The 19879-nt window shown below is 73.9% G+C and carries 15 protein-coding genes; 8 read left to right on the top strand and 7 right to left on the bottom strand.

Features of this window, described 5'->3' with window-relative positions; translation table 11 throughout:
* The first annotated feature begins 42 nt into the window (after positions 1-42).
* The 5 genes from BLT82_RS05410 to BLT82_RS05390 all read left to right on the top strand — a co-directional run bounded on the left by BLT82_RS05410 (position 43) and on the right by BLT82_RS05390 (position 6103).
* Positions 43-975 carry an AurF N-oxygenase family protein gene (locus BLT82_RS05410; RefSeq protein ID WP_093652631.1) on the top strand — a complete coding sequence of 311 codons (933 nt, stop codon included), beginning with the start codon at positions 43-45 and terminating at the stop codon, positions 973-975.
* Positions 976-1176: 201 nt separating this feature from the next.
* Positions 1177-1905 (top strand): TetR/AcrR family transcriptional regulator, encoded by a 729-nt coding sequence (locus tag BLT82_RS05405; protein ID WP_093652630.1) that lies wholly within the window; start codon positions 1177-1179, stop codon positions 1903-1905.
* A 121-nt stretch (positions 1906-2026) separates the two neighbouring features.
* Positions 2027-2302, top strand: coding sequence for a hypothetical protein (locus BLT82_RS05400; RefSeq protein ID WP_093652629.1), 276 nt, complete (start codon positions 2027-2029; stop codon positions 2300-2302).
* 39 nt (positions 2303-2341) lie between these two features.
* Entirely contained in the window at positions 2342-5110 is a 2769-nt protein-coding gene (locus tag BLT82_RS05395) for an outer membrane protein assembly factor BamB family protein (RefSeq protein WP_093652628.1), read from the top strand.
* Positions 5111-5278: 168 nt separating this feature from the next.
* Positions 5279-6103 (top strand): coiled-coil domain-containing protein, encoded by an 825-nt coding sequence (locus BLT82_RS05390; RefSeq protein ID WP_143041470.1) that lies wholly within the window; start codon positions 5279-5281, stop codon positions 6101-6103.
* Positions 6104-6364: 261 nt separating this feature from the next.
* Here the strand turns inward: BLT82_RS05390 and BLT82_RS05385 are convergent, their stop codons facing one another.
* From BLT82_RS05385 to BLT82_RS05365, 5 genes are all read right to left on the bottom strand, one after another.
* The gene (locus BLT82_RS05385) at positions 6365-7606 is read right to left on the bottom strand and encodes a styrene monooxygenase/indole monooxygenase family protein (protein ID WP_093652626.1); all 1242 of its coding nucleotides are present in this window, start codon (positions 7604-7606) and stop codon (positions 6365-6367) included.
* A gap of 62 nt (positions 7607-7668) precedes the next feature.
* A complete protein-coding gene (locus tag BLT82_RS05380) occupies positions 7669-8292 on the bottom strand; it encodes a GTP-binding protein (protein WP_093652625.1) in 624 nt (207 codons plus the stop codon).
* Positions 8273-8713 (bottom strand): DUF742 domain-containing protein, encoded by a 441-nt coding sequence (locus BLT82_RS05375; protein WP_093652624.1) that lies wholly within the window; start codon positions 8711-8713, stop codon positions 8273-8275. Before BLT82_RS05375 ends, BLT82_RS05380 begins: the two co-directional genes overlap by 20 nt.
* Positions 8710-9192, bottom strand: a complete 483-nt coding sequence (locus BLT82_RS05370) for a roadblock/LC7 domain-containing protein (RefSeq protein WP_093652623.1) — start codon at positions 9190-9192, stop codon at positions 8710-8712. Before BLT82_RS05370 ends, BLT82_RS05375 begins: the two co-directional genes overlap by 4 nt.
* Positions 9189-12485 (bottom strand): nitrate- and nitrite sensing domain-containing protein, encoded by a 3297-nt coding sequence (locus BLT82_RS05365; RefSeq protein WP_404203018.1) that lies wholly within the window; start codon positions 12483-12485, stop codon positions 9189-9191. Before BLT82_RS05365 ends, BLT82_RS05370 begins: the two co-directional genes overlap by 4 nt.
* Before the next feature lie 372 nt (positions 12486-12857).
* Here BLT82_RS05365 and BLT82_RS05360 point away from each other — a divergent pair, with 372 nt between their 5' ends.
* A complete protein-coding gene (locus BLT82_RS05360; RefSeq protein ID WP_093652622.1) occupies positions 12858-13673 on the top strand; it encodes a protein phosphatase 2C domain-containing protein in 816 nt (271 codons plus the stop codon).
* Positions 13674-13784: 111 nt separating this feature from the next.
* On the opposite strand, the gene BLT82_RS05355 is transcribed toward BLT82_RS05360, so the two are convergent.
* Both BLT82_RS05355 and BLT82_RS05350 read right to left on the bottom strand, forming a co-directional pair.
* Complete coding sequence (locus tag BLT82_RS05355; RefSeq protein WP_093652621.1) at positions 13785-14279, bottom strand: MarR family winged helix-turn-helix transcriptional regulator; 495 nt, start codon at positions 14277-14279, stop codon at positions 13785-13787.
* Between the two features lie 210 nt (positions 14280-14489).
* Positions 14490-17333: a M4 family metallopeptidase gene (locus BLT82_RS05350; RefSeq protein WP_093652620.1), complete on the bottom strand. Its 2844-nt coding sequence runs from the start codon at positions 17331-17333 to the stop codon at positions 14490-14492.
* 150 nt (positions 17334-17483) lie between these two features.
* Here BLT82_RS05350 and BLT82_RS05345 point away from each other — a divergent pair, with 150 nt between their 5' ends.
* A complete protein-coding gene (locus BLT82_RS05345) occupies positions 17484-18515 on the top strand; it encodes a helix-turn-helix domain-containing protein (RefSeq protein ID WP_093652619.1) in 1032 nt (343 codons plus the stop codon).
* A gap of 307 nt (positions 18516-18822) precedes the next feature.
* A complete protein-coding gene (locus BLT82_RS05340; RefSeq protein WP_093652618.1) occupies positions 18823-19650 on the top strand; it encodes a trypsin-like serine peptidase in 828 nt (275 codons plus the stop codon).
* Positions 19651-19879 lie beyond the last annotated feature (229 nt).

Below are 19879 nucleotides of genomic sequence, written 5' to 3'. Positions count from 1 at the left end.
AGGGGATTGACGCTCTTGCTGACGAGCAGTCTCATAAGTGGCATGACTGTGACCGAACGCGATCTCACCCTCCTCCGCGACGCCCTCGGGCCCCTGCGGGACCGCGAACAGGTCGCCGCGCGCCTGCTCGAGTCCTCGGCCAAGCACTCCTTCGACCCCGACAAGGAGCTCGACTGGGACGCCCCGATCGAGGAGGGCAAGTGGTTCTGGCCCCCGGAGCTGGTGTCCCTCTACGACACCCCGCTGTGGCAGCGGATGTCCGAGGAGCAGCGGATGGACCTGGCCCGGCACGAGGCGGCGTCCCTCGCCTCGCTCGGCATCTGGTTCGAGATCATCCTGATGCAGCTGCTCGTCCGGCACATCTACGACAAGTCCGTGACCAGCAATCACGTCCGCTACGCCCTCACCGAGATCGCCGACGAGTGCCGCCACTCGATGATGTTCGCGAAGATGATCCAGAAGGGCGGTGCCCCCGCGTACCCGGTGCCGCGGGTCTACCACAACCTCGCCCGCGTCCTGAAGACCGTGTCCACCACCCCGGGCTCCTTCGCGGCCACGCTGCTCGGCGAGGAGATCCTCGACTGGATGCAGCGCCTGACCTTCCCCGACGAGCGTGTCCAGACCCTGGTCCGGGGAGTGACGCGGATCCACGTGGTGGAGGAGGCGCGCCACGTCCGGTACGCGCGTGAGGAACTGCGCCGCCAGATGGTGACCGCGCCCCGCTGGGAACAGGAGTTCACCCGGCTCAGCTGCGGCGAGGCCGCGCGGGTCTTCTCCGTGTGCTTCATCAACCCCAAGGTCTACGAGAACGTCGGCCTCGACCGGCGTGAGGCCGTGGCCCAGGTGAAGGCGAGCGGACACCGCCGCGAGGTGATGCAGTCGGGCGCCAGGCGCCTCACGGACTTCCTCGACGACATCGGCGTCCTCCGGGGCCCGGGCCGCCGGCTGTGGAAGAGCTCGGGACTCCTCGCCTGAGGGCGGCCCGGGCGCTCGGCACCCGCCGGGCTGCGGACACGCCGCGGGCGCGGGAGCGCCCGCGGTCCGGCACCCGCTCCCTCGCCCGGACCGGCACGCCCGCCCCGCGCAAGCGGCTCTCTCCGGCCACACCGCGGCCGGACTTCGCCCTCCGGCACGGAGGGCCCTCCGGCTCCGCGGACCGGCGGTTAGGCTGCCCGTATGACCTCCAGTGCTCCCGCGACGCGCGCGTACCGGCGCCTGAGTGTGGAGGAGCGGCGAGGCCAGCTCCTCCGCTCCGCCCTCACGCTGTTCGCGCACCGGGCGCCGGAGGACGTCTCGCTCGACGACGTGGCCGAGGCCGCCGGGGTGTCCCGGCCGCTCGTGTACCGGTACTTCCCCGGCGGCAAGCAGCAGTTGTACGAGGCCGCGCTGCGCAGCTCCGCCGACGCGCTCGTCGTGTGCTTCACGGAACCGCCCACCGGGCCGCCGACGGAACGGCTGGGCCGGGTCCTGGAGCGCTACCTCGACTTCGTCGACGAGCACGACGCCGGGTTCAGCGCGCTGATGCGCGGCGGCAGCGTCGCCGAGACGTCCCGCACCAGCGCGATCGTGGACGGGGTCCGGCGGGCGGCCGCCGAGCAGATCCTGGTCCACCTCGGTCTCCCGCAACCCGGCCCGCGCCTGCGCATGATGGTGCGCACGTGGATCGCCGCGGTGGAGGCGGCGTCGCTGATCTGGCTGGACGAGGACAAGCGCCCGTCCGCCGGGGAGCTGCGGGACTGGCTCGTCGACCATCTCGTCGCCCTGCTCGCGGCGACAGCGGCCACCGACGAGGAGACCGCGGGCGTCGTCCGGGAGCTGCTCGCCCTGGAGAACCCCTCCGGTCCGGTGGGCACGCTCGCCCGACGGGTGCTGCCCCTCTCGGGCGACGCCGGCCACCTGCTCTGACGCGGGCTCCGCGGTCCGCAGCCCACCGGGGACGCCGTGCCGTCCGGCCCCGGTTCCTCCGTCATCGGTCCCGTCCGGCCCCGGAAGGGACGGGACGGCGCCGCTGCGCGAGACTGGACGGGTGAGAAGCGAGAACACCCCCTTCGTCGGCGGGCCGCTCGACGGGCGGGTCCTGCCCGTGCTGGTCGGGCCGACCGGCAATCCTCCCCTCTGGTACGAGGTGCCGGTGCCGGACGAGGACGGCGGCCCGCACACCGTGTACGCCTACCGCCGGGTCGTCGCCGGGCACTCCAAGCGCCTCGGGCTGCCGCGCGGCTGGAGGTACGAGTACGCGCCGGAGGGGCGGGAGCGGCGCAGGCTCAACTGGCCCTGGTCGAAGCCGAAGCGGGCCGAATAGGATCAACGTCGTTCGACGACCACGGGGGGAGCTTCGCCGATGGAGGCACTGCAGGAGGCGCTGCAGGACGGGGATCCGCGCCGCATCGGCCCGTACACGATCCTGGCGCGGCTCCGGGCGACCGCGAGCGCCGTCCAGTACGTGGGGCGGGACGAGGCGGCCGGCGGTGAGCCGGTGGTCCTCTCCCTCGCCCGGGCGGAACTCGCGGCGCTGCCGGCGTTCCGCAGCCGTTTCGCGGCCGAGGCGCGCACGGCGGAACGGCTGGCGGGCGGCTGGGTGCTCGCCCCCGTGGACCTGGCCACGGGCGGGGACTTGCTGTGGACCGCGTACCCGTACGTGCCCGCCGTGACCCTCGGCGAGGCGATCGCGCTCGCCGGGCCGCTTCCGGAGCGGGCGGTACGGACGCTGGGCGCGGGGCTCGCCGAGACCCTGTCCCGCGTCCACGCGACGGGTGCGGTGCTGCACGGTCTCGCCCCGGAGACCGTCCTGCTGGCCGCCGACGGGCCCCGGCTCTCTGCCTTCGGCGCACTGGGCGCCGCCGCGCACGCCGAGCCGGCCCCCGGAGGCGGGCTGTCCGTACGGCTCGGCTACCTCACGCCCGAGCAGCTGGCCGGCGAGCAGCCCGGCGCGGCCTCCGACCTCTTCGTCCTCGGCCTCCTCCTCGCCTACGCGGCCACGGGCACCACGCCCTTCCCGGACGGCCGGGCCATCGCCGGGGCCGCCCCCGAACTGGGCGGCGTCCCCGACGGGTTGCGCGACGTGGTGGAGTCCTGCCTCGCCAAGTCCCCCGCGGACCGCCCGACCGCGGGCAGCGCCGCCGCGACGCTCGCCCTGGAAGGCGCGGCGGCACTGGCGAAGGACGGCTGGCTTCCCGAATCCGTGACGGCGGCCCTGGCCGGCCAGGCCGGCGCGCTGGCCCGGCTCGGGCAGGACGGCGGCCCGGTCGCCTCCCGGCCCGGAACCGCGTCCGTCCTGCCTGCCCTGCCGCCCGGAACGGCGTCCGGCGCGGGAACTCCCCCGCGGGACCCCGGCGGAAGCGAGCGGGCGCGGGCCGCCGGTGCGGGTGAGGTGAGCGACCGCGTACCCGCCGCCGCACCGGAGGACGCGCCCGGCACCGCTCTTCCGGTACCCGCCGCCGGCGCGAGCCTGACCCTGCACGACACCGCCGCGAGCCCCGCGCCTGCCACCACCCCGTCCGGCGGCGGAACCACCGCGGGCACGGCCGGCTCCGGGCCTCCCCCGCAGGACGCCCCGGGCGCGGGGCCCTCGGAGGACCGCGGCCGGGACACCCCGGCCCTGTCCCCCGCCGAAGTGCGCCGCGTCGACAGGGCGACCGCGGCGCTGGGCGTCCCCCGGGTCCGGAGCGCCCCGGAGGAGGCCGCGTCCGGCTGGACGGCAGCGGCCGTCCCGGCCGCCCTTCCGGACCGGAAGTCCGAGCCGGTCCCCGCCGCACACGCCGCCCTTCCGGCGCACGGGCCCGGCCCGGTGCCTCCCGTGCCGGGTGCGCACGACGGATGGGCGGGGCAGCCGACGGGCACGGCGCCGGACGGCGGCGATGCGCCCAAGTCCGCCCTCACCGCGTCCGTGCTCGCGGCCAAGGCGGGCGCGGAACGGCGGGCGCTGCTCCTCGGTGGCGTCGCGGGCGCCGTCGGCCTGCTGGTCGGGGGCGGCGTCGGGGTGGCACTCGCGGACGGGGACGAGAAGAGCCCCGCCGCGGCGCCCGGTCCGGCTCCGGCCGCGAAGCCGCTGCCCGGAGTGCCGCCGGCGCCGCTGTGGGCCTACCGCCACCAGGGCGGCGGATCGCCGCAGGTCGCCGCCTGGCGCGACCGCGTGCTGGTCGTGTCGGACGAGAAGGGCTGCACGGGCGTGGACCTGCGCTCGGGCCGCCGGCTGTGGACTCAGTCCGCCGCCGCGGGTGCGGGACACCGCCCCGTGGTCGCGGGCGACGGTCTCCTCGTCATCGGCGCCGCTCACTTCCTGTGGCTGTCGCCGCAGGACGGCACGGTCCGCCACCGGACCGCGGCACCCGTCCACGTCAGCGCGGTGACCGCCGCCGAGGGACCGGTCGTCTGGCTCACCGGGACCTCCGGTCCCGGGACCTTCCTCGTCGCCTACGACGCCGTGGCCCGCAGGGAGCTGTGGCGCACCCAGGTCCCCAACGGCCGCGGGCGGAACGCCGTGCCCCGGTACCAGGGTGTCGCGGTCCGCCCCGACGGAGTCCTCGTACGGCAGGACGGCGGCTCGCTGACCCCGCAGCAGCAAAAGGCGAACAAGGGACGCGGGCTGTTCGCCCTGTACGACACGGCGGGCGGCAAGCGCCTGTGGGGCAAGTACTTCGGCTCCGTCCACCAGAGCGCACCCGTCTTCGGCGACCCGGCGGGACGGCTGTACGCGGCCGCGGGTTCGGATCTGCACGGCTACGACACCCGCAGCGGCAGGCAGCTGTGGCGGGCCGCGGGCGCGGCGGGTGAGGGGAGCGTCCACGGCGGAACGCTCTTCGTACCGACGGACGGGCACCGGCTGTACGCGCTCGACGCGGCGTCCGGCGCGGCTCGCTGGACGCAGTCGACGGAGGCCGCCGGCGGGGGCGGACGACCGCGGGTGCTGCTGTCGGCCGGCGGGCGCACCGCACTGGTACTGGAGTCCACGCAGGTCACGGCGTTCGCCGCAGCCGACGGCACGCGTCTGTGGAAGTTCCAGGACGCGGGCGGCCGTGATCCGGTGGGCGGTTACCGGGGCGTGGTGGCCGGGCACACCGCCGTGGTGTGGCGCGACCGGGCCTTCTACGCGCTGCCCGTCGGCCGCTGACGGGCCCGGCGGGACGGCCAGCCGCCACGCCGCGCGGCGGACAGGTCCACCCGCGGCGGGTGACGGCGTTGGTCCGGTCCGGCCACTCGGGCGGCCGTCTCACGGACCGCACCGCATCATCTCCGACGGAGGCCGTGGGCAAGCGGAGGTGATGGTGTGTCGGACAGGATGCTGCGAGCTCTCCGCGCGACGGCACTGGTCGCGGCGGCGACGCTCGGGACCTCGACGCTCGGGGCCGGGGCGTACGAGGCGACGGCGGCCGGGAGGACGCTCGCCGACGGCTCGGCCGCTGTGCCGGCCGCCGAACCGGTACCGTCCGCGGGGCCCGGCCCGGGACGAGGCGGCGACGGAACGGAATCCGGCGCCGTACCCCTGCCCGGGGCACCCGGGAGGCCGGCCGGGGCGCCGGGGAGACCGGCGATCGGGCCGGTGGTCGGTGCGGTGCCGGCAAGGGTCTCCCAGGCCCTCACCCGGCTGCAGGGTCTGTTCCGGCAGGCGGCGGAGGCGAGCGAGGCGTACAGCGTCTCCCGGGACCTGCTCGTCGACCGGGCCGCCGAGACCAAACGCCTCAGCACCGCTCTCGCCGATGCCCGCAGTGCCCTCGCCCGCAGCCGTGACGAGGCGGGGCGGCTGGCGCGTCGGCAGTACCAGGGCAGGACCGAACTGTCCCCGTACCTCCGGCTGCTGCTCGCCCGCGACCCCCGGAGCGCGCTGGAGCAGGGCCGGCTCCTGTCGCGCGCGGCGGACAGCAGCCGCGCGACGATCACACGGCTGGAGAGGCGGGCGCGCCGGGCCGACGCGCTGGCGGCGGCCTCCCGCAGGGCCTTCGACGAGCAGCGCGCCCTCGCCGAGCGACAGCGCGAACAGCGGGACACGCTCCGGGACCGCCTCGACGAGGTGGAGGAGGTACTCGCCTCGCTCTCCCCGGAGGAGCTCACCACGCTCGCCCGCACGGCCGCGGCGCCCGTCCCGGCCGTGCCGCTGTCGCCGTGACGCCACGCCGATCGCGCCCCGGCCGGCGGACGGGACGTCCTCGCCGGCGCAGACGGCGCCCTGGGCCGGCCCGTCCCCGCCGGCCCCGGCCCCGTCCCATGGGAGCGGCTGGCCCACGGGCAAGGCCGCACCGACCCGGCGCGTCGTCCGGGCGGCCTCGGGTGCGCCGTCACGGCGCCGCAGGCCGCTCGGACGACCGGGCAAACGGCTCCGCCCCGGCCCCCGGAGAGTCGGGCGGGCCGGGGCGGAGCCGTTGCGGGATCAGGCCGTGGTGCCGCTGACCGAGGCCAGGTACGCCGACGTCTTGTCCGGGTCGAAGAAGAAGTTCTCGAAGTCCGCCGGGTCGTTGAAGCCGTTGGCGAAGCGGTCGGCGACCGGCTGGAGCTGGCCCGCCGCGCCGATCAGGTTGAGGACGTGCTCCGGCGGGACGCCCAGCATCGCGTTGGTCCACTTGGTGACGTGCTGCGCCGTCTCCCAGTAGCCGTCGAACGTCGCCTGCATCCACTCCTCGTCGAACGGCCTGTCGCCGTGCTCCACGATCGACGCGAGGTAGGAGGCGGCGCACTTAGAGGCCGAGTTGGAGCCCTGCCCGGTGATCGGGTCGTTCGCGACGACGACGTCCGCGACTCCGAGCACCCGGCCGCCGCCGGGCAGCCGGCCGATCGGGTTGCGCACGGTCGGGGCGTAGCGGCCGGCCAGCGTGCCGTTGGCGTCCGTCAGTTCGACCTTCGTCGCGCGGGCGTACTCCCACGGCGTGTACTTCTCCATCAGCTCCAGCGTGAGGGAGAGGTGCTCGGCGGGGTCCTTCACGCCCTGGAAGACATCGAGCGGGCCACCGGGGATGCCTTCCCAGAACAGGATGTCCGCCCGGCCCGAGAGGGTCAGCGTGGGCATGATGAACAACTCGCCGACGCCGGGGACGAGGTTGCACCGGACCGCGTCGAACTCCGGGTGCTCGGGCCGCGGGCCGAGGCCGTGGACGTAGGAGACGGCGAGCGCGCGCTGGGGCTCGCTGTACGGGGAGCGGGAGGCGTCGCGGCCGAACATGGACACGAGTTCGCCCTTGCCCGCCGAGACCAGCACAAGGTCGTACGTGCGGGCGAAGTAGTCGAGGTCGGAGACCGCCGCACCGTGGATGACGAGCTGACCGCCGCGCTGGGCGAAGGTCTCCATCCAGCCGGCCATCTTCAGCCGCTGGTCGACCGACTGCGCGTAGCCGTCGAGCTTGCCGACCCAGTCGATGACCCGCTGGGACTCGGGACCGGACACCGAGACGCCGAGGCCCTCGATCTTCGGGGCCTGCGACTCCCAGAAGTTGATCTGCAGATCGCGCTCGTGCTCGAGCGCCGTGTGGAACATGCACTGGGTGGACATGACCCGGCCGGACCGGATCTCGTCCGCCGTGCGGTTGGACATCAGGGTGACTTCGTAGCCCTGGGCCTGAAGGCCGAGGGCGAGCTGGAGTCCGGACTGACCGGCGCCGACAATGAGGATCTTCCGCATGGCGCGTCTCTTTCTGGACGTACGGGGGTGGAGACGTACGGGATTCGGGGGGCGACGGGAGGCTATTCGGGAGTGGCGTCGAGCGCGTGGCCCACGAGTGCGAGCAGTGACTCGATCACGGTGATCCGCCTGCGCGCGTCCATGATCACAACCGGAACGTGCGGGGGTACGGTCAGGGCCTCCCGTACGTCCTCGGCTTCGTAGGCCGGGGTCCCCTCGAAGTGGTTGACGGCGACGACATACGGAATCCCGCAGCTCTCGAAGTAGTCGAGTGCCGGGAAGCAGTCCTTCAGCCGCCGGGTGTCGGCCATCACGATCGCGCCGATCGCGCCGCGCACCAGGTCGTCCCACATGAACCAGAACCGCTGCTGGCCCGGGGTGCCGAAGAGGTACAGCACGAGGTCGTCGTCGAGGGTGATCCGTCCGAAGTCCATCGCGACGGTCGTCGTGAGCTTCTCGGGCGTGGCGGTGAGATCGTCGGTCTCCTCGCTCGCCTGCGTCATCAACGCCTCGGTCTGCAGGGGCGTGATCTCGGAGACCGCCCCGACGAAGGTCGTCTTGCCCACGCCGAAACCGCCCGCGACAACGATCTTCGTGGCGATCGGCGCGCGGGTGTGGTCGTTCTGCCAGGCCTGTACGTTCTCGTCCTCCGCGGCGGTGGGGAGGTCAGAGACGACGGAGTCCACTCAGCACCCTTTCGAGCAGCGCGCGGTCGGGACGGCCGTCGCCGTGCCCGGTTCCGTACACGCGTATCCTTCCTTGGTCCGCGAGGTCGCTGAGCAGTACCCGGACCACGCCCAGGGGCATCCTCAGCAGCGCGGAGATCTCGGCGACCGTCCGCATCCGGCGGCACAGTTCGACGATGGCCCGCATCTCCGGCATGACACGGGACGTGAGGTTGCCGTTCGTCAGCTCCTTCCTTCCCGTGCCTCCGGCGGGGAGACCCCATTCGTCGCCCGCCTCCAGGGCTGCGACGAACGTCTCGACCAGGAGCACGTGACCGAAGCGGGTACGGCCTCCGGTGAGCGAGTACGGGCGGACGCGGGCGGGGCGTTTGCCCTCACCCCGCACGGGAAGCCGCGGGGCGGGCTGGGCGGCGGACGTCACTTGGCGCTCTCCAACGATTTGCGCAGCTCACTGCGGACTTCGGGGGTGAGTACGTGTCCGGCGCGGCCTACGAAGAGCGCCATGTGGTAGGCGACGACGCTCATGTCGCAGTCCGCGGTGGCGTGCACGCCGAGCAGCGAGCCGTCGCTGATCGACATCACGAAGAGACTGCCCTCCTCCATCGCGACCATGGTCTGCTTGACACCGCCGCCGTCCATCAGCTTGGCCGCGCCGATCGTGAGACTGCCGATGCCCGAGACGATGGTCGCGAGGTCGGCGCTGGAGCCGCGGGGGCCGTCCTGGCGGGGCGTCGTCGCGGGAGCGGCGTTGTGCGCCGGGTCGGAGGAGAGCAGGAGCAGTCCGTCGGACGAGACGACGGCGACGGAGCGTACTCCCGGTACCTCCTCGACGAGGTTGCCCAACAGCCAGTGGAGGTTGCGGGCTTCGCTGCTCAGCCCGAAGGTTCCTGTCGCGGTCAACTGTGTGCCTCCTCGACGGTGTCCCCCGATTCCTCGCTCTGCGACTTCTGTTCCGTGCCCTGTGTCCGGGTGGTGTCGGCGAGCTCCGCCTCCACGTCGCGGCGGCCGTCCTTGGCGCCCTGGTGGAAGCCGCCGAGCCGCCGGCGGAGTTCGTCGGCGTCGACGGACCTGCGGCGCTCCTTGGACGCACCGAGCGGTGCGACGACCTTGGGCGTCCGCTTGGGCAGGCCCTTGTCGGTGACGGGCTCCGCGGGCTCGGCGGAGTGCGCCTGCGCCTCGGCCTCCGGGGTCCCGTGCCCGGCCGCGTCCGCCGCGTCGGCGGCGTGCCTGCGGCCGGGGGCCTCCCCGGTCTCGCCGCGCTCGTGGGCGTCGGGCTCCGGGGCGGGGTGGGGCAGACGGACCTGGAGGGTCGTCTCCGGGGTGGAGGCGAGGAGCGCGTCGGCGTCCTCGTCGGCCGCTTCGTCCACGTCGTCGTGCGCGTACCCGTCGCCGGCGCCGGGACCCGGCCGGAAGCCGGTCGGGGCGTCCGAGGGGCCGGGCGCGAAGGGCGAGCGCTCGGGGCGGGGCTCCGAGACGCCGGGACCGCGCGAACCGGTGCCGGCCTCGGGCGCGAAGGGCGAGCGCGCCGCCGCGGCCCCGGGTTCGTGGGCATCGGGCACGAAGGCTTCGGGCACGGAGGCGTAGGACGGTGCCACGAGGCCCTCGGGACCGGACGCAACCTCGGCCTCGGGAGCGGCCTCGGGCGCGAAGGGGGAGCGCTCGGGAGCGGCCCCGGCGTCGCCGGGCACCGGCTCGAAGGCACCGGTTCCGGAGCTCGTCGCCCCGCCTCCCGTACCCGTCCCGGTCTCCGTCTCCGCTTCCGGCGACCGCCGGGGGCCCGGTACGCCGGGCGCGGTCTCCGGCCCGTCGGCACCCGCGTCGTGGACGGCCTTCTCCGCCGCGGCGACCAGCGGGTCGGCGACGGCGCCACGGCGGCCGGGCAGGGCGTTGGAGTTGGCCTCGGCGACCGAGCCGGGGAGGTTCACCGCCGGACCGGCACCCGGTACGGGAGCCGTCTGCCGCGTGGCGGTCGCCGCGCCCTCGGGCAGCAGCCCCTGCGGCAGCACCACGACCGCGGCGACGCCGCCGCCCTTCTGCTCCCGCAGCTGGACGCGGACGCCGTGGCGGCGGGCGAGCAGCCCGGCGACTCTCAGGCCCAGTCCCTCACCGCCCTGACCGGGGTCGAGGTCGTCGGCCCGCTCCGTGGACGCCAGCTGCGCGTTGAGCTCCTCGAGGCGGTCGGGGGCCATCCCTATGCCCTCGTCCTGGACGGAGAGCATGATCTCGCCGCTCTCCAGCAGCCAGCCGGAGAGCTGGACCTGGGCGTCCGGTGGCGAGAAGGACGTGGCGTTCTCCAGCAGTTCCGCCACGAGGTGGCTCAGGTCGTCCGCGGCGAACCCGGCGACGTGGGCGTGCGGAGGCAGCGACTGGATGGTGACGCGCTCGTACCGTTCGATCTCGCTGACCGCGGCGCGCATGACGTCGACCAGCGGGACCGGGCCGGGGTGGCTGTGGCCGTGCTCGGCTCCGGCGAGCACCAGCAGGTTCTCGCTGTGGCGGCGCATGACCGTGGCCATGTGGTCGAGCTTGAAGAGGGTGGCGAGCCGTTCCGGGTCCTGCTCCCGCTCCTCCAGACTCTCGATGACGCCCAGCTGGCGCTCGACGAGGCCGAGGGTGCGCAGGGCGAGGTTGACGAAGGTGTGGCCCACGGTGCGGCGCAGCTTGTCCAGCTGCTCCGTGACCTCGGCGGCGCGCTCCTGCAGTTCGGCCCGCTGGGCGGCGAACTCCTCGCGCGCGGCGGTCAGTTCACCGCGCTCGGCGTCCAGGTGCCGGCTGCGGGCGCCGAGGTCCACCAGCTTGCCGTGCAGCGTGTTGAGGGACCGTACGACCTGGGCGAACTCGTCGTTGCGGCCGGTGAAGCGGATCGGTTCTTCGCCCTCGGGCGCGCCGGCGAGGCGGGCGGCGCCGATACGGAGGACGGCGAGCGGGCGCGTGAGGGTGCGGGCGACGGCGGCGGAGATGCCGATGACGACGACGAGGCAGCCGCCGAGCAGGGCGATGCGCAGTTCCAGGGCGGTGACGTCGTCGTCGCGGAGCTGCTCCAGACGCTCGACCTGGGCGGAGGTGAGCGCGGACTCGACGCCGCGCATCTGCTCGATCCTCGCGGAGAGGGAGGATTCGAGCTTCGCGCGGTTGGACTTGCGGTCCTTCTCGGAGAGCTCGGGCTGGTCGGTCAGGCGGGCCAGGTACGCCTCGGCGGTCTTGACGTCGGGTCCCGTGACGGTGCCGGTGAGCCGTCCGCGGGCCGCGGTGCTCGCGGCCTGGTCGAAGTCGGCGAGCGCGGCGAGCTCGCGGACGCGGGCCTGCTGCGCGGCGGCGCTGAGGATGTTGCGGGCGGCCTCGGTCTTGGCGTCGTCCTCATCCTCGACGGGCAGTCCCGTGATCGGGTCGAAGGAGGGGCCGTCGTTCGCGGGGCCGGGCACCGACAGCGCTGCGAGCAGCAGGCCGCGGGTGGCGGACGCCTGCTCGACGGCGAGGCCGAGGGCCGCCGGGGCGCGGGTGGCCTCGGCGGCGCGGGCGGGGGTCTTCTCGGCCAGCTCGTCGGCGAGTGCGTGCAGCCCTTCGACGATGTCGGTGTAGGCCTTGTACGCCTCCAGCGCGGTGCCCTTGCCGGTGAGCGCGGTACGCCGGACGGAGTTCACGGTGCCGAGGTCGCGGCGCAGGTCGGCGTGGTCGGCCGGGACGTTGCCGCGGATCTCGTCTATCTGCCGGTCGACGCGGGCGCTGCGGTTGCCGGAGATCTCCCGGCGGTCCTTCTTGTCGCCCTGCTGGTCCTCGCGGCCGGCCGCGATGTAGGCGGTGACCTCGTCGCGTTCGTCGGCGAGGGAGTGGGCCAGGGTGACGGCCTGCCGGTTGAGCTCGGCGAGGGTGACGAGCCGCTGGGACTCGGTCAGGTCGTTGGAGGCGAGGAGGATCGCCGGGGCACCGGCGGCCGCGACCGTGAGGGTGACGGCGGCGACGCCCGCGACCAGCCGGCGGCGTACGCGCACGGGGCGCCCGCCGGGGAGGAGCGTGGGGTCGGAGGCCGCCCGGGCCTCGGCCGAGGGCTCCGTGAACGCCGGGGGCACGGGATCCGTAGGACCGTCCGACTTCGCCGAGGGGATCGCGGGCGACGGAGGCACCTGAGGTGCCACGGGCCCCGAAGAGGCCGTACCGCCCATGCTGCCCTTGCCCCGAGGCCGCTTCTTCTGCACCGGTGCTCGCATTCCTGACTCGTCCGCCCATGAAGCAGAGGTGACGGCCGGTCATCACGAGAGTCCCCCACCCCTGGCACGGTCCACGACCATTCCAGCGGCTTCAAGAGGGGGACGAGCAACGGCCGCTCCGCCACACGAACGAGTGAACATCACTCCGGAGTTGGCAAACAACTCGTTCGCGATTGCACTTTCCATACTTGTGGAGGGCCGGTTGGACCTTCGGCCCAGGCTTTGGCAGGATGCCCGCCCGCAGCTCGAAGGAGCAGACGATTCCGACAAGAGGCCCAGGTCGAGCCGGTGGTGGAGACCAATTGGACACCCTGGCAGGCTTCGTGAAGGAATCGTGGCGGCTCGTACAGACTGGGGATCATGCGTTTCGAACTCGTCACCGTGCCCGGCACCGCCGAACGCCCGAACGAGGACTGGGCGTCGCTCGCCCTCCCCGCCTCGGGCCAGGGCGGATCGCTGGCCGTTCTGGACGGAGTGACGCCGCCCCGCGGCGACGACGGCTGTGTGCACGGAGTCCCCTGGTTCACCTCGCGCCTGGGTGGAGCCCTGCTCGAACTGTCCGGTTCGCGGAGGGATATGCCACTGGCCGACGTGCTGGCCGCGTCCATCCGGCGCACCGCGGACGCCCACCGAAAGAGCTGTGACCTTTCTCACGTCCGTACGCCCCAGGCAACCGTGGTCGTCGTGCGCTGGGACGGGGAGACGGTCGAACACCTGGTCCTCTCGGACTCGACACTGCTGCTGGAGGCTCCGGACGGAATCGTGCACGCCGTGCTGGACGACCGGCTGGACCGCATCCCGCCGGAGATCCTCCGCTCGCTCAGCGCGACGGACGCCCTGCGCAATCGGGACGGCGGCTTCTTCACCGCGGCCGCGGACCCGGAGGTGGCGGCGCACGCGGTCACGGGCACGACCCCGCGTGCGGAGGTGCGGGCGGTGGCGGCGCTCACCGACGGCGCGTCCCGCTGGACCGACCTCTTCGAGGAGGGGAGTTGGGCGGACCTCATGACGCTGCTGCGCAAGGAGGGGCCCCACGGGCTGGTCGAGCGCGTGCGGGCGCTGGAGACCGCCGACGCACGGCGGGGCGGGGCGACGCGCTGGAAGACGCACGACGACGCGACGGCGGTGTACGCGGAGCTCCGGGACCCGGCAGCCGCCGAAGGCCCGAAGGCCTGACCCGCCGGGCGGGCGGGGAACCCGAGGCGGACGGGCCGCACGGGCGGGGAACCCGAGGCGGACATGTCCCGCACGGGCGGGGAACCCGAGGCGGACGGGCCGGAGCCCCCGTCAGCCCTCCTCGGACCGGGCGTTGAGCTGGTGCAGCAGACGGGCCAGTTCGGCGACCTCTCCGCGGTCCCAGCCGGCCAGCTTCCGCACGTACCGGTCGCGCCTGGCCTTCCGTACGGCCCGGAACCTGGTGAGGCCCTCGTCGGTCGGCCGGACGAGCGAGGCGCGCCCGTCGGCCGGATCGGGCTCGCGGGTGACCAGACCCAGTTCCTCCAGCGCGCGGAGCTGGCGGCTCATCGTCGCCTTGCCGACGCCGAAGTAGCCGGCGAGGTCGGTTGCGCGCTGCGGGCCGGACTCCTCCAGCCGTACGAGAAGTCCGTACGCGGCGGGCTCCAGTTCGGGGTGGACCTCGCGGGCCATCTCGCCGGAACTGGCCCGGGCGCGGCGCAGGAAGACGGCCAACTCCCGCTCCAGGGCGAGATACTCGTGGAACTCCTGTTCCACACCGTTCCCTCCCTTCTGCTCGGCCCCGTTCCCCGTACCGCTACCGTGCACGTCAGCACCCTCCGCGCGCTTTCCCGGCGATGAAAGTTTCCTTCGGCGGCCGCCGTTGCCGCAGCTCGCCCAGTATTTCGCAGGCGTAGACCAACGGCAGGCACCGGCTCCCCCTCCGCCCCGCGCGCCCGAGGCCCGGCTTCGTTCTTCCCGAACGCGGAGCCCCCGGTGCGGCAGCGCCGCACCGGGGGCTCCGGTCAACGGGAGGGATCAGCCGCACAGACCCGCGGGCCGGGTGCGGGTGACCAGGTCCGTGAAGCCGGTCGTGCCGTCCAGCCACACGACCTGCCTGCCGGACACCGCGGCGGGCGAGATCTGCTCACCGCGGTTGCAGGAGACGCGCTCCAGCCGGCTGCCGTCCGTGGTCAGCTGCCACAGCTTCGACAGCGTCTCGTTGCGCCACTGGGTGTCGGGCGTCTGGCTGCTGACGGTGACGGCGTCCTCGGACACGGTCAGGTCGACGGCGTGCAGCGCCCGCGGCTTCGCCTCGGGGGCGATGTCGTAGACGTTGCGGCCGTCGAGGTCCGCCCGGCGCACACCCATCTGGCCGGTGTCGTTGAGGTTGTCGTCGGTCAGCCAGAAGACGTGCTTGCCGTTGACGCCGGTCTGGCCGAGGCTCTGCGGCTCGCCGAGCTGCCCCGTCAGCGTCTTGGTCCCGGTCTTGAGGTCCAGGACCTCGACGCCGAGCAGGTAGTCGGTCTCGCCCGGGTAGAGCTTGGCGTACGCGATCCTGCCCTGCGAGATCGACGGGAGTGCCGTGGCCAGGAAGAAGCTGCCGCCGTCGGCGTACGTGGGCCGGGCGTCGCCGGGCCGGAGGTAGGCGACGTGGCGGTCGCCGAAGATGCCGAAGCTCTCGAAGACGACGACGCCGTTCTCGACCCGCAGCCCCGAGATGTCGCTGGTCGAGGTGTACAGCTTCTTGATGGGGCCGCCGGCGAGCGGACGGGAGAGGATGTCCAGGCTCGTCGTGCCGTAGGCGGCCCAGACGACGGTCTTGCCGTCCGTCGCCGGGTACACGTGGAAGCGTCCGTCGTTCGGGCTGATCAGCTTGGGGTTGCCGGAGCCGTCCGCCCGGCCCGCGTAGACCGAGTACGGCTCGGAGCCGTCGTCGTTGGACTGCGACGCCGTCCACCAGCCGCCGCCGGCCTGGACTCCCGTGCCGCTGATGTTCAGCTTGCCGAGGAGCTGGTCGGTGTCGACGCCGAGTGCGTCCTCCCAGCCGGGCACGATGCCGTGGGCACTGAAGGACCGTTTCACCACGTTCTGCTGCTTCGCGGTGACGCCGAGGTCCTTCGCCGCCGCCAGCACCGCGTTGCGGCCCTCCGTGAAGCCGTCGAGCGGCGTCATGTACTCGGACAGCGCCTTGTACACGATCCGGTCGGCGAGTTCCCCGCCGAGGTCCTGGCGCATGTCCCACAGCGCGCCGGAGAAGATGGCGGAGTTGAGGTGGACGCCGCCGTTGTCGGTGCCGAACGTCACCCCGAGGAAGTTCTTCGAGGTGGTGGCGCCGTCGTCGAGGTCGCGCAGGGCGCACTCCCGCGCGCTCTTGGTGCGGCACAGGTCCTCGCCGATGAGGCCGGCGTCCGGGTCGTCCATGGACCGGCCGGAGGCGGTGACGTCGATCGCGTTGCCGAAGTAGTCGGCGACGGCCTCGTTCAGCGCACCGGACTGGCCGGCGTAGACGAGGTTGGCGGTGTTCTCCACGACTCCGTGGGTCATCTCGTGTCCCACGACGTCGAGATCGGCGGAGAGGGGCTTGAACTCCTCGTCGCCCGAGCCGTACACCATCTTCTGGCCGTCCCAGAAGGCGTTGACGTACGAGCCGCCGAAGAGGGTCACGCCGACCAGCGAGTTCACGGTGGAGCCCCGGCCGTCGAGGCCGTTCCGGCCGTGCTGCTTCTTGTAGTAGTCGTAGACCTGTCCGGCCGCCCAGTGCGCGTCGACCGCGCCCGCTTCGGTGGCCGCCTTGCCGAACTCGGCGGTCGGGGACTCGAACACCTTGATGCCGCTGGGCCACTGGCCCGAGACGTCGCCGACGTCCTGGCTGGACGCGTCCCAGGTGCTGAGGGTGTTCTTGCTGGTGTCGGCCATGCGGGCGTGGTCGGTCATGCCGTACCGGCCGCTCGCCGCGTCGAAGCTGAGCTCCAGGTCGACCTTGCCGCCGTCGAGGCGCAGGCCGCTGCCCCTGGCGGCGGGGGCGGCGGGCTCGTCGGCCGCGGCACCCGCCGTCGCGGTGCCCGCCGCGGCCGGCCGCGCGGAGGCGGCCTTCGGGCCGGTGACGGACTTGATGCCGCTGTACTGCAGCACCGGGAATCCGGACCGCGCGTCGACGTACACCTCCTCCAGCACCGGCTCGCCGGTCACCGGGTTCGTGCCGCGCACCGTCACATGGCGGGCCAGGACGCCCTCGCCGCGCGGGATGACGACGAGGCCGCCCGCAGTGCCGGTGAGGGCCTGCGCCTTCTGCGACTTCTCGCCCTCCTTGCGGATGGCGTCGGCCTTGGTGAGCCGGGAGTTGCCGAGCCGGGCCGCCGTGGCACTCACCGCGCGGCGCACCGCCACGTCCTCGGCGACCGTCGCCTCGGTGCCGGTGGTCAGCCCCGTGAAGTACTTGCCGGAGGTGCCGGTGACGACGCGCTTGCCGCCGGAACTCTCCATCCGCACGACGTACTGGCCGCCGAGCACGGGTACGCCCCGGTGCTTCTGCTGGAGCCGTACGGTCTCGTCCGCACCCCGCTTCACGGTCCGGACGGGTGTCAGGTCCCGGCGCGGCTCGGCGATGCGGTAGCGGCTCTCCTTCGCCGCGAGGTGCCCGCGGGCCGCGTCCGCCGGAGCGGCCTTGGCGTCCACGGGCTCGTGCAGCCCTTCGACGAGAGCGGGTGTCGCGGTGTCCTCCCCGGGGACGACCTCGACGGGCGGTGCCGGCGGCGGGGTCGCCGCCTGGGCCGGAACCGCGGTGATCAGGAGACCGGCAGCGGCCAGGAGCGCCGCGGCCCCTGTCCCCCTGGTGATGCCGGATGCCGGTCTTCCCTGGTTGTGCCTGGGCTTGCGCACAGTACGTACCCCTCCCACGTGCTGATAAGCCGGTTCAGGTGGTCATGGCCATGCAACCCGTGAGGCGTCAACCGATCAATGCGGCAGGTGCGTTGAGAAGTGGACATGCCCACTTGTGTGTTCTGTGAAGGCAGAGTGAGAATCCCCTGCATGATCGAGGCGGAGTTGCACTACCTCGGTTTGGGGGCGACCGAGGAGCGCGCGTACGAAGCCCTGCTGGAGGAACGGGCGGAGGGGGCCGAGGAGTTGGCCCGGCACCTCCGGCTGCCCAGGGACGAAGTGGACGCGGCGCTCGACCGGCTCGTGGAGCACGGCCTCGCACTGCCGCCGCGCGGGGGCGGGACGCTGCCCCGCCCGGCCGCGCCGGCCGCCGCGATCCGTACTCTCATCCATCGCCGCCAGGCCGAACTGCATATGAAATCGGCCGAACTGGAGCGATTACGGATGACCGCCGATCAGCTCGCGGGACGGCTGACGGCGGGAGCACCGGCCGCCCGCGCCGGCGGCATCGAAGTGATCACGGGGCAGCGCGCGATCGGGAAACGCGCCGACGACCTGCTCGCGTCCGCGGAGCGCGAGGTGGTCATCCTGGACCGCCCCCCGTACGCCAAGGGCGGGCGGGGACACGGGACCTTCCACGTGCCGGGGGCCGGCATCGAGGGACTGCTGGACCGCGGGGTGACCGTGCGGACGGTCCTGGACCGGGACGGGCTCGCCGCCCCGGAGCGGATCCGCACGCTCAACGCGCTCGTGGCACGCGGGCTGCGGGCCCGCGTGGCCCCTGCCGTACCGACCCGGCTGATCGCCGTCGACCGGCGGACCGCCCTGCTGCCCCCGGGAGACGCGGCGGACCCGAAGGCATCCGCGCTGGTGGTCGGGGACGCGCTGCTGCGCCACGCGCTCGTGCCGCTCTTCGAGACCGTGTGGGACCGGGCGGCCCCGGTGGGCGGGGCGCGCGCCGGGCAGCCTCCCGCGGGCGGGGCCCTGCCCCCGGAGCAGCGGGAACTGCTGGCGCTGCTGGCGGCCGGGCTCAAGGACGAGGCGATCGCACGCCGGCTGGGTGTCCATGTGCACACCGCACGGCGGCGGATCAGCAGGCTGCTGGAGTCGCTCGGCGCGGAGACCCGCTTCCAGGCCGGCGCCCGGGCGACCCTGCGGGGCTGGCTCGACGGATCGTGCTGAAGCGGGCCGGAGGCCGTGCGGGGCCCAGGGCCCCATTCCCCCGCCGCCGGATCCGGTCGGAGGCGGGTGGGACAATCATCGGCAGACGGCTCGCGGAGGGCGGCCGGTGCGAGGGGGGCGTGACGGTCGTTCGGCGCGGTCTCACCCGCCGGCTCCCTGCGCCTTGGCCGCCCCTCCGGCGCTCCGGGCACCCGGCAGCGGTGCCGGCCCCGCGCGGCCGGGGAACGGCGGAGCCGGCCGGACAGGCACGCGGGTGCGATACGACGGGGGCTGCCGGAAGTTGACCGAGGACGGGGACGGGGCAGCCATGCTCTGGAACAGGCGGACGCTGTGGTCGGGGGCCGTGGTGCTGGCCGCCGCGGCCGCGTGCGCGGCACCGACGCACTCCGCGTCACCGCACGCGCCGGACGAGCCGCCGCCGCGGGCCGCGGCGCCCTCGCCCCAGACGTCGGCCGTTCCGTCCGCGGGTCTGAGCTGGGTGGGCGTGCTGCTCGACGACGAGGACCACTGGTGCACGGCGAGCGTCGTGGACAGCCCGCGCGGCAATGTCGTCGCGACCACCGCGCACTGCGTGTTCGAATACGGCACGTACGCGAGCGACTTCTCGTTCGCCCCTGGTTTCCGGGGCGGCGGCAAGGGCTCGTCGCCGCACGGCACGTGGAAGATCGCCGCGATCCGGGTCGACGACCGGTGGCGCAAGGAGGGGGACGAGGCGTTCGACTACGCCTTCCTGACGCTGGAGCCGGACGCGCGGGGCCGGCAGGTGCAGGACGTCGTGGGCGCGGCCCGGCCCGAATGGTCGTCGGGGCCCGGCCGCCGGGTCACCGTCGTCGGCTACCCGAACGCCGACCACAACCCGGCCAACCGTCCCATCGCGTGCACCACCGACGCCCGTCACGACGCCGACCAGCCCCCGGAGATGCTCCGGATCGAGTGCGCGGGCTTCTGGGACGGCACGAGCGGGAGTCCCTGGCTGGCGGACCACGTGGGTCCGGGGCGGCCGGGGCGGGTGATCGGCGTGCTGAGCGGGGGCGACACGGACACGGAGTCGACGGCGGTGCTGTTCGGGGCGCGGGCCAGGGCCCTCTACGAGAAGGCGGCCGGTGCGGGGGTGGGCCGGGGCCCGGCCGACTGAAGGGGCCCTGGCGCGCGGCTGTTCGGACGGCTGCCGCCGAGCAACGCCGTCCCCGGGCAGGCCCCGACACCCTCCGGAAGGGACGGCGTCCGGACGGGAGGCCGACCGAACGGATGCCGTCCGGACGGCGGTTCTGCACCCCCGCGCCGGACTTCGGCCCTGACGGCGATTCCGGACGACGGCACTGGACAGCGCCGCGGTGGAGGGCCGTTCCGGACGGCCTCGGCCC

The organism is Streptomyces wuyuanensis (assembly GCF_900103455.1).
Taxonomy (GTDB): Bacteria; Actinomycetota; Actinomycetes; order Streptomycetales; family Streptomycetaceae; genus Streptomyces; species Streptomyces wuyuanensis.
This window is presented reverse-complemented; position numbering and strand designations above follow the sequence as displayed.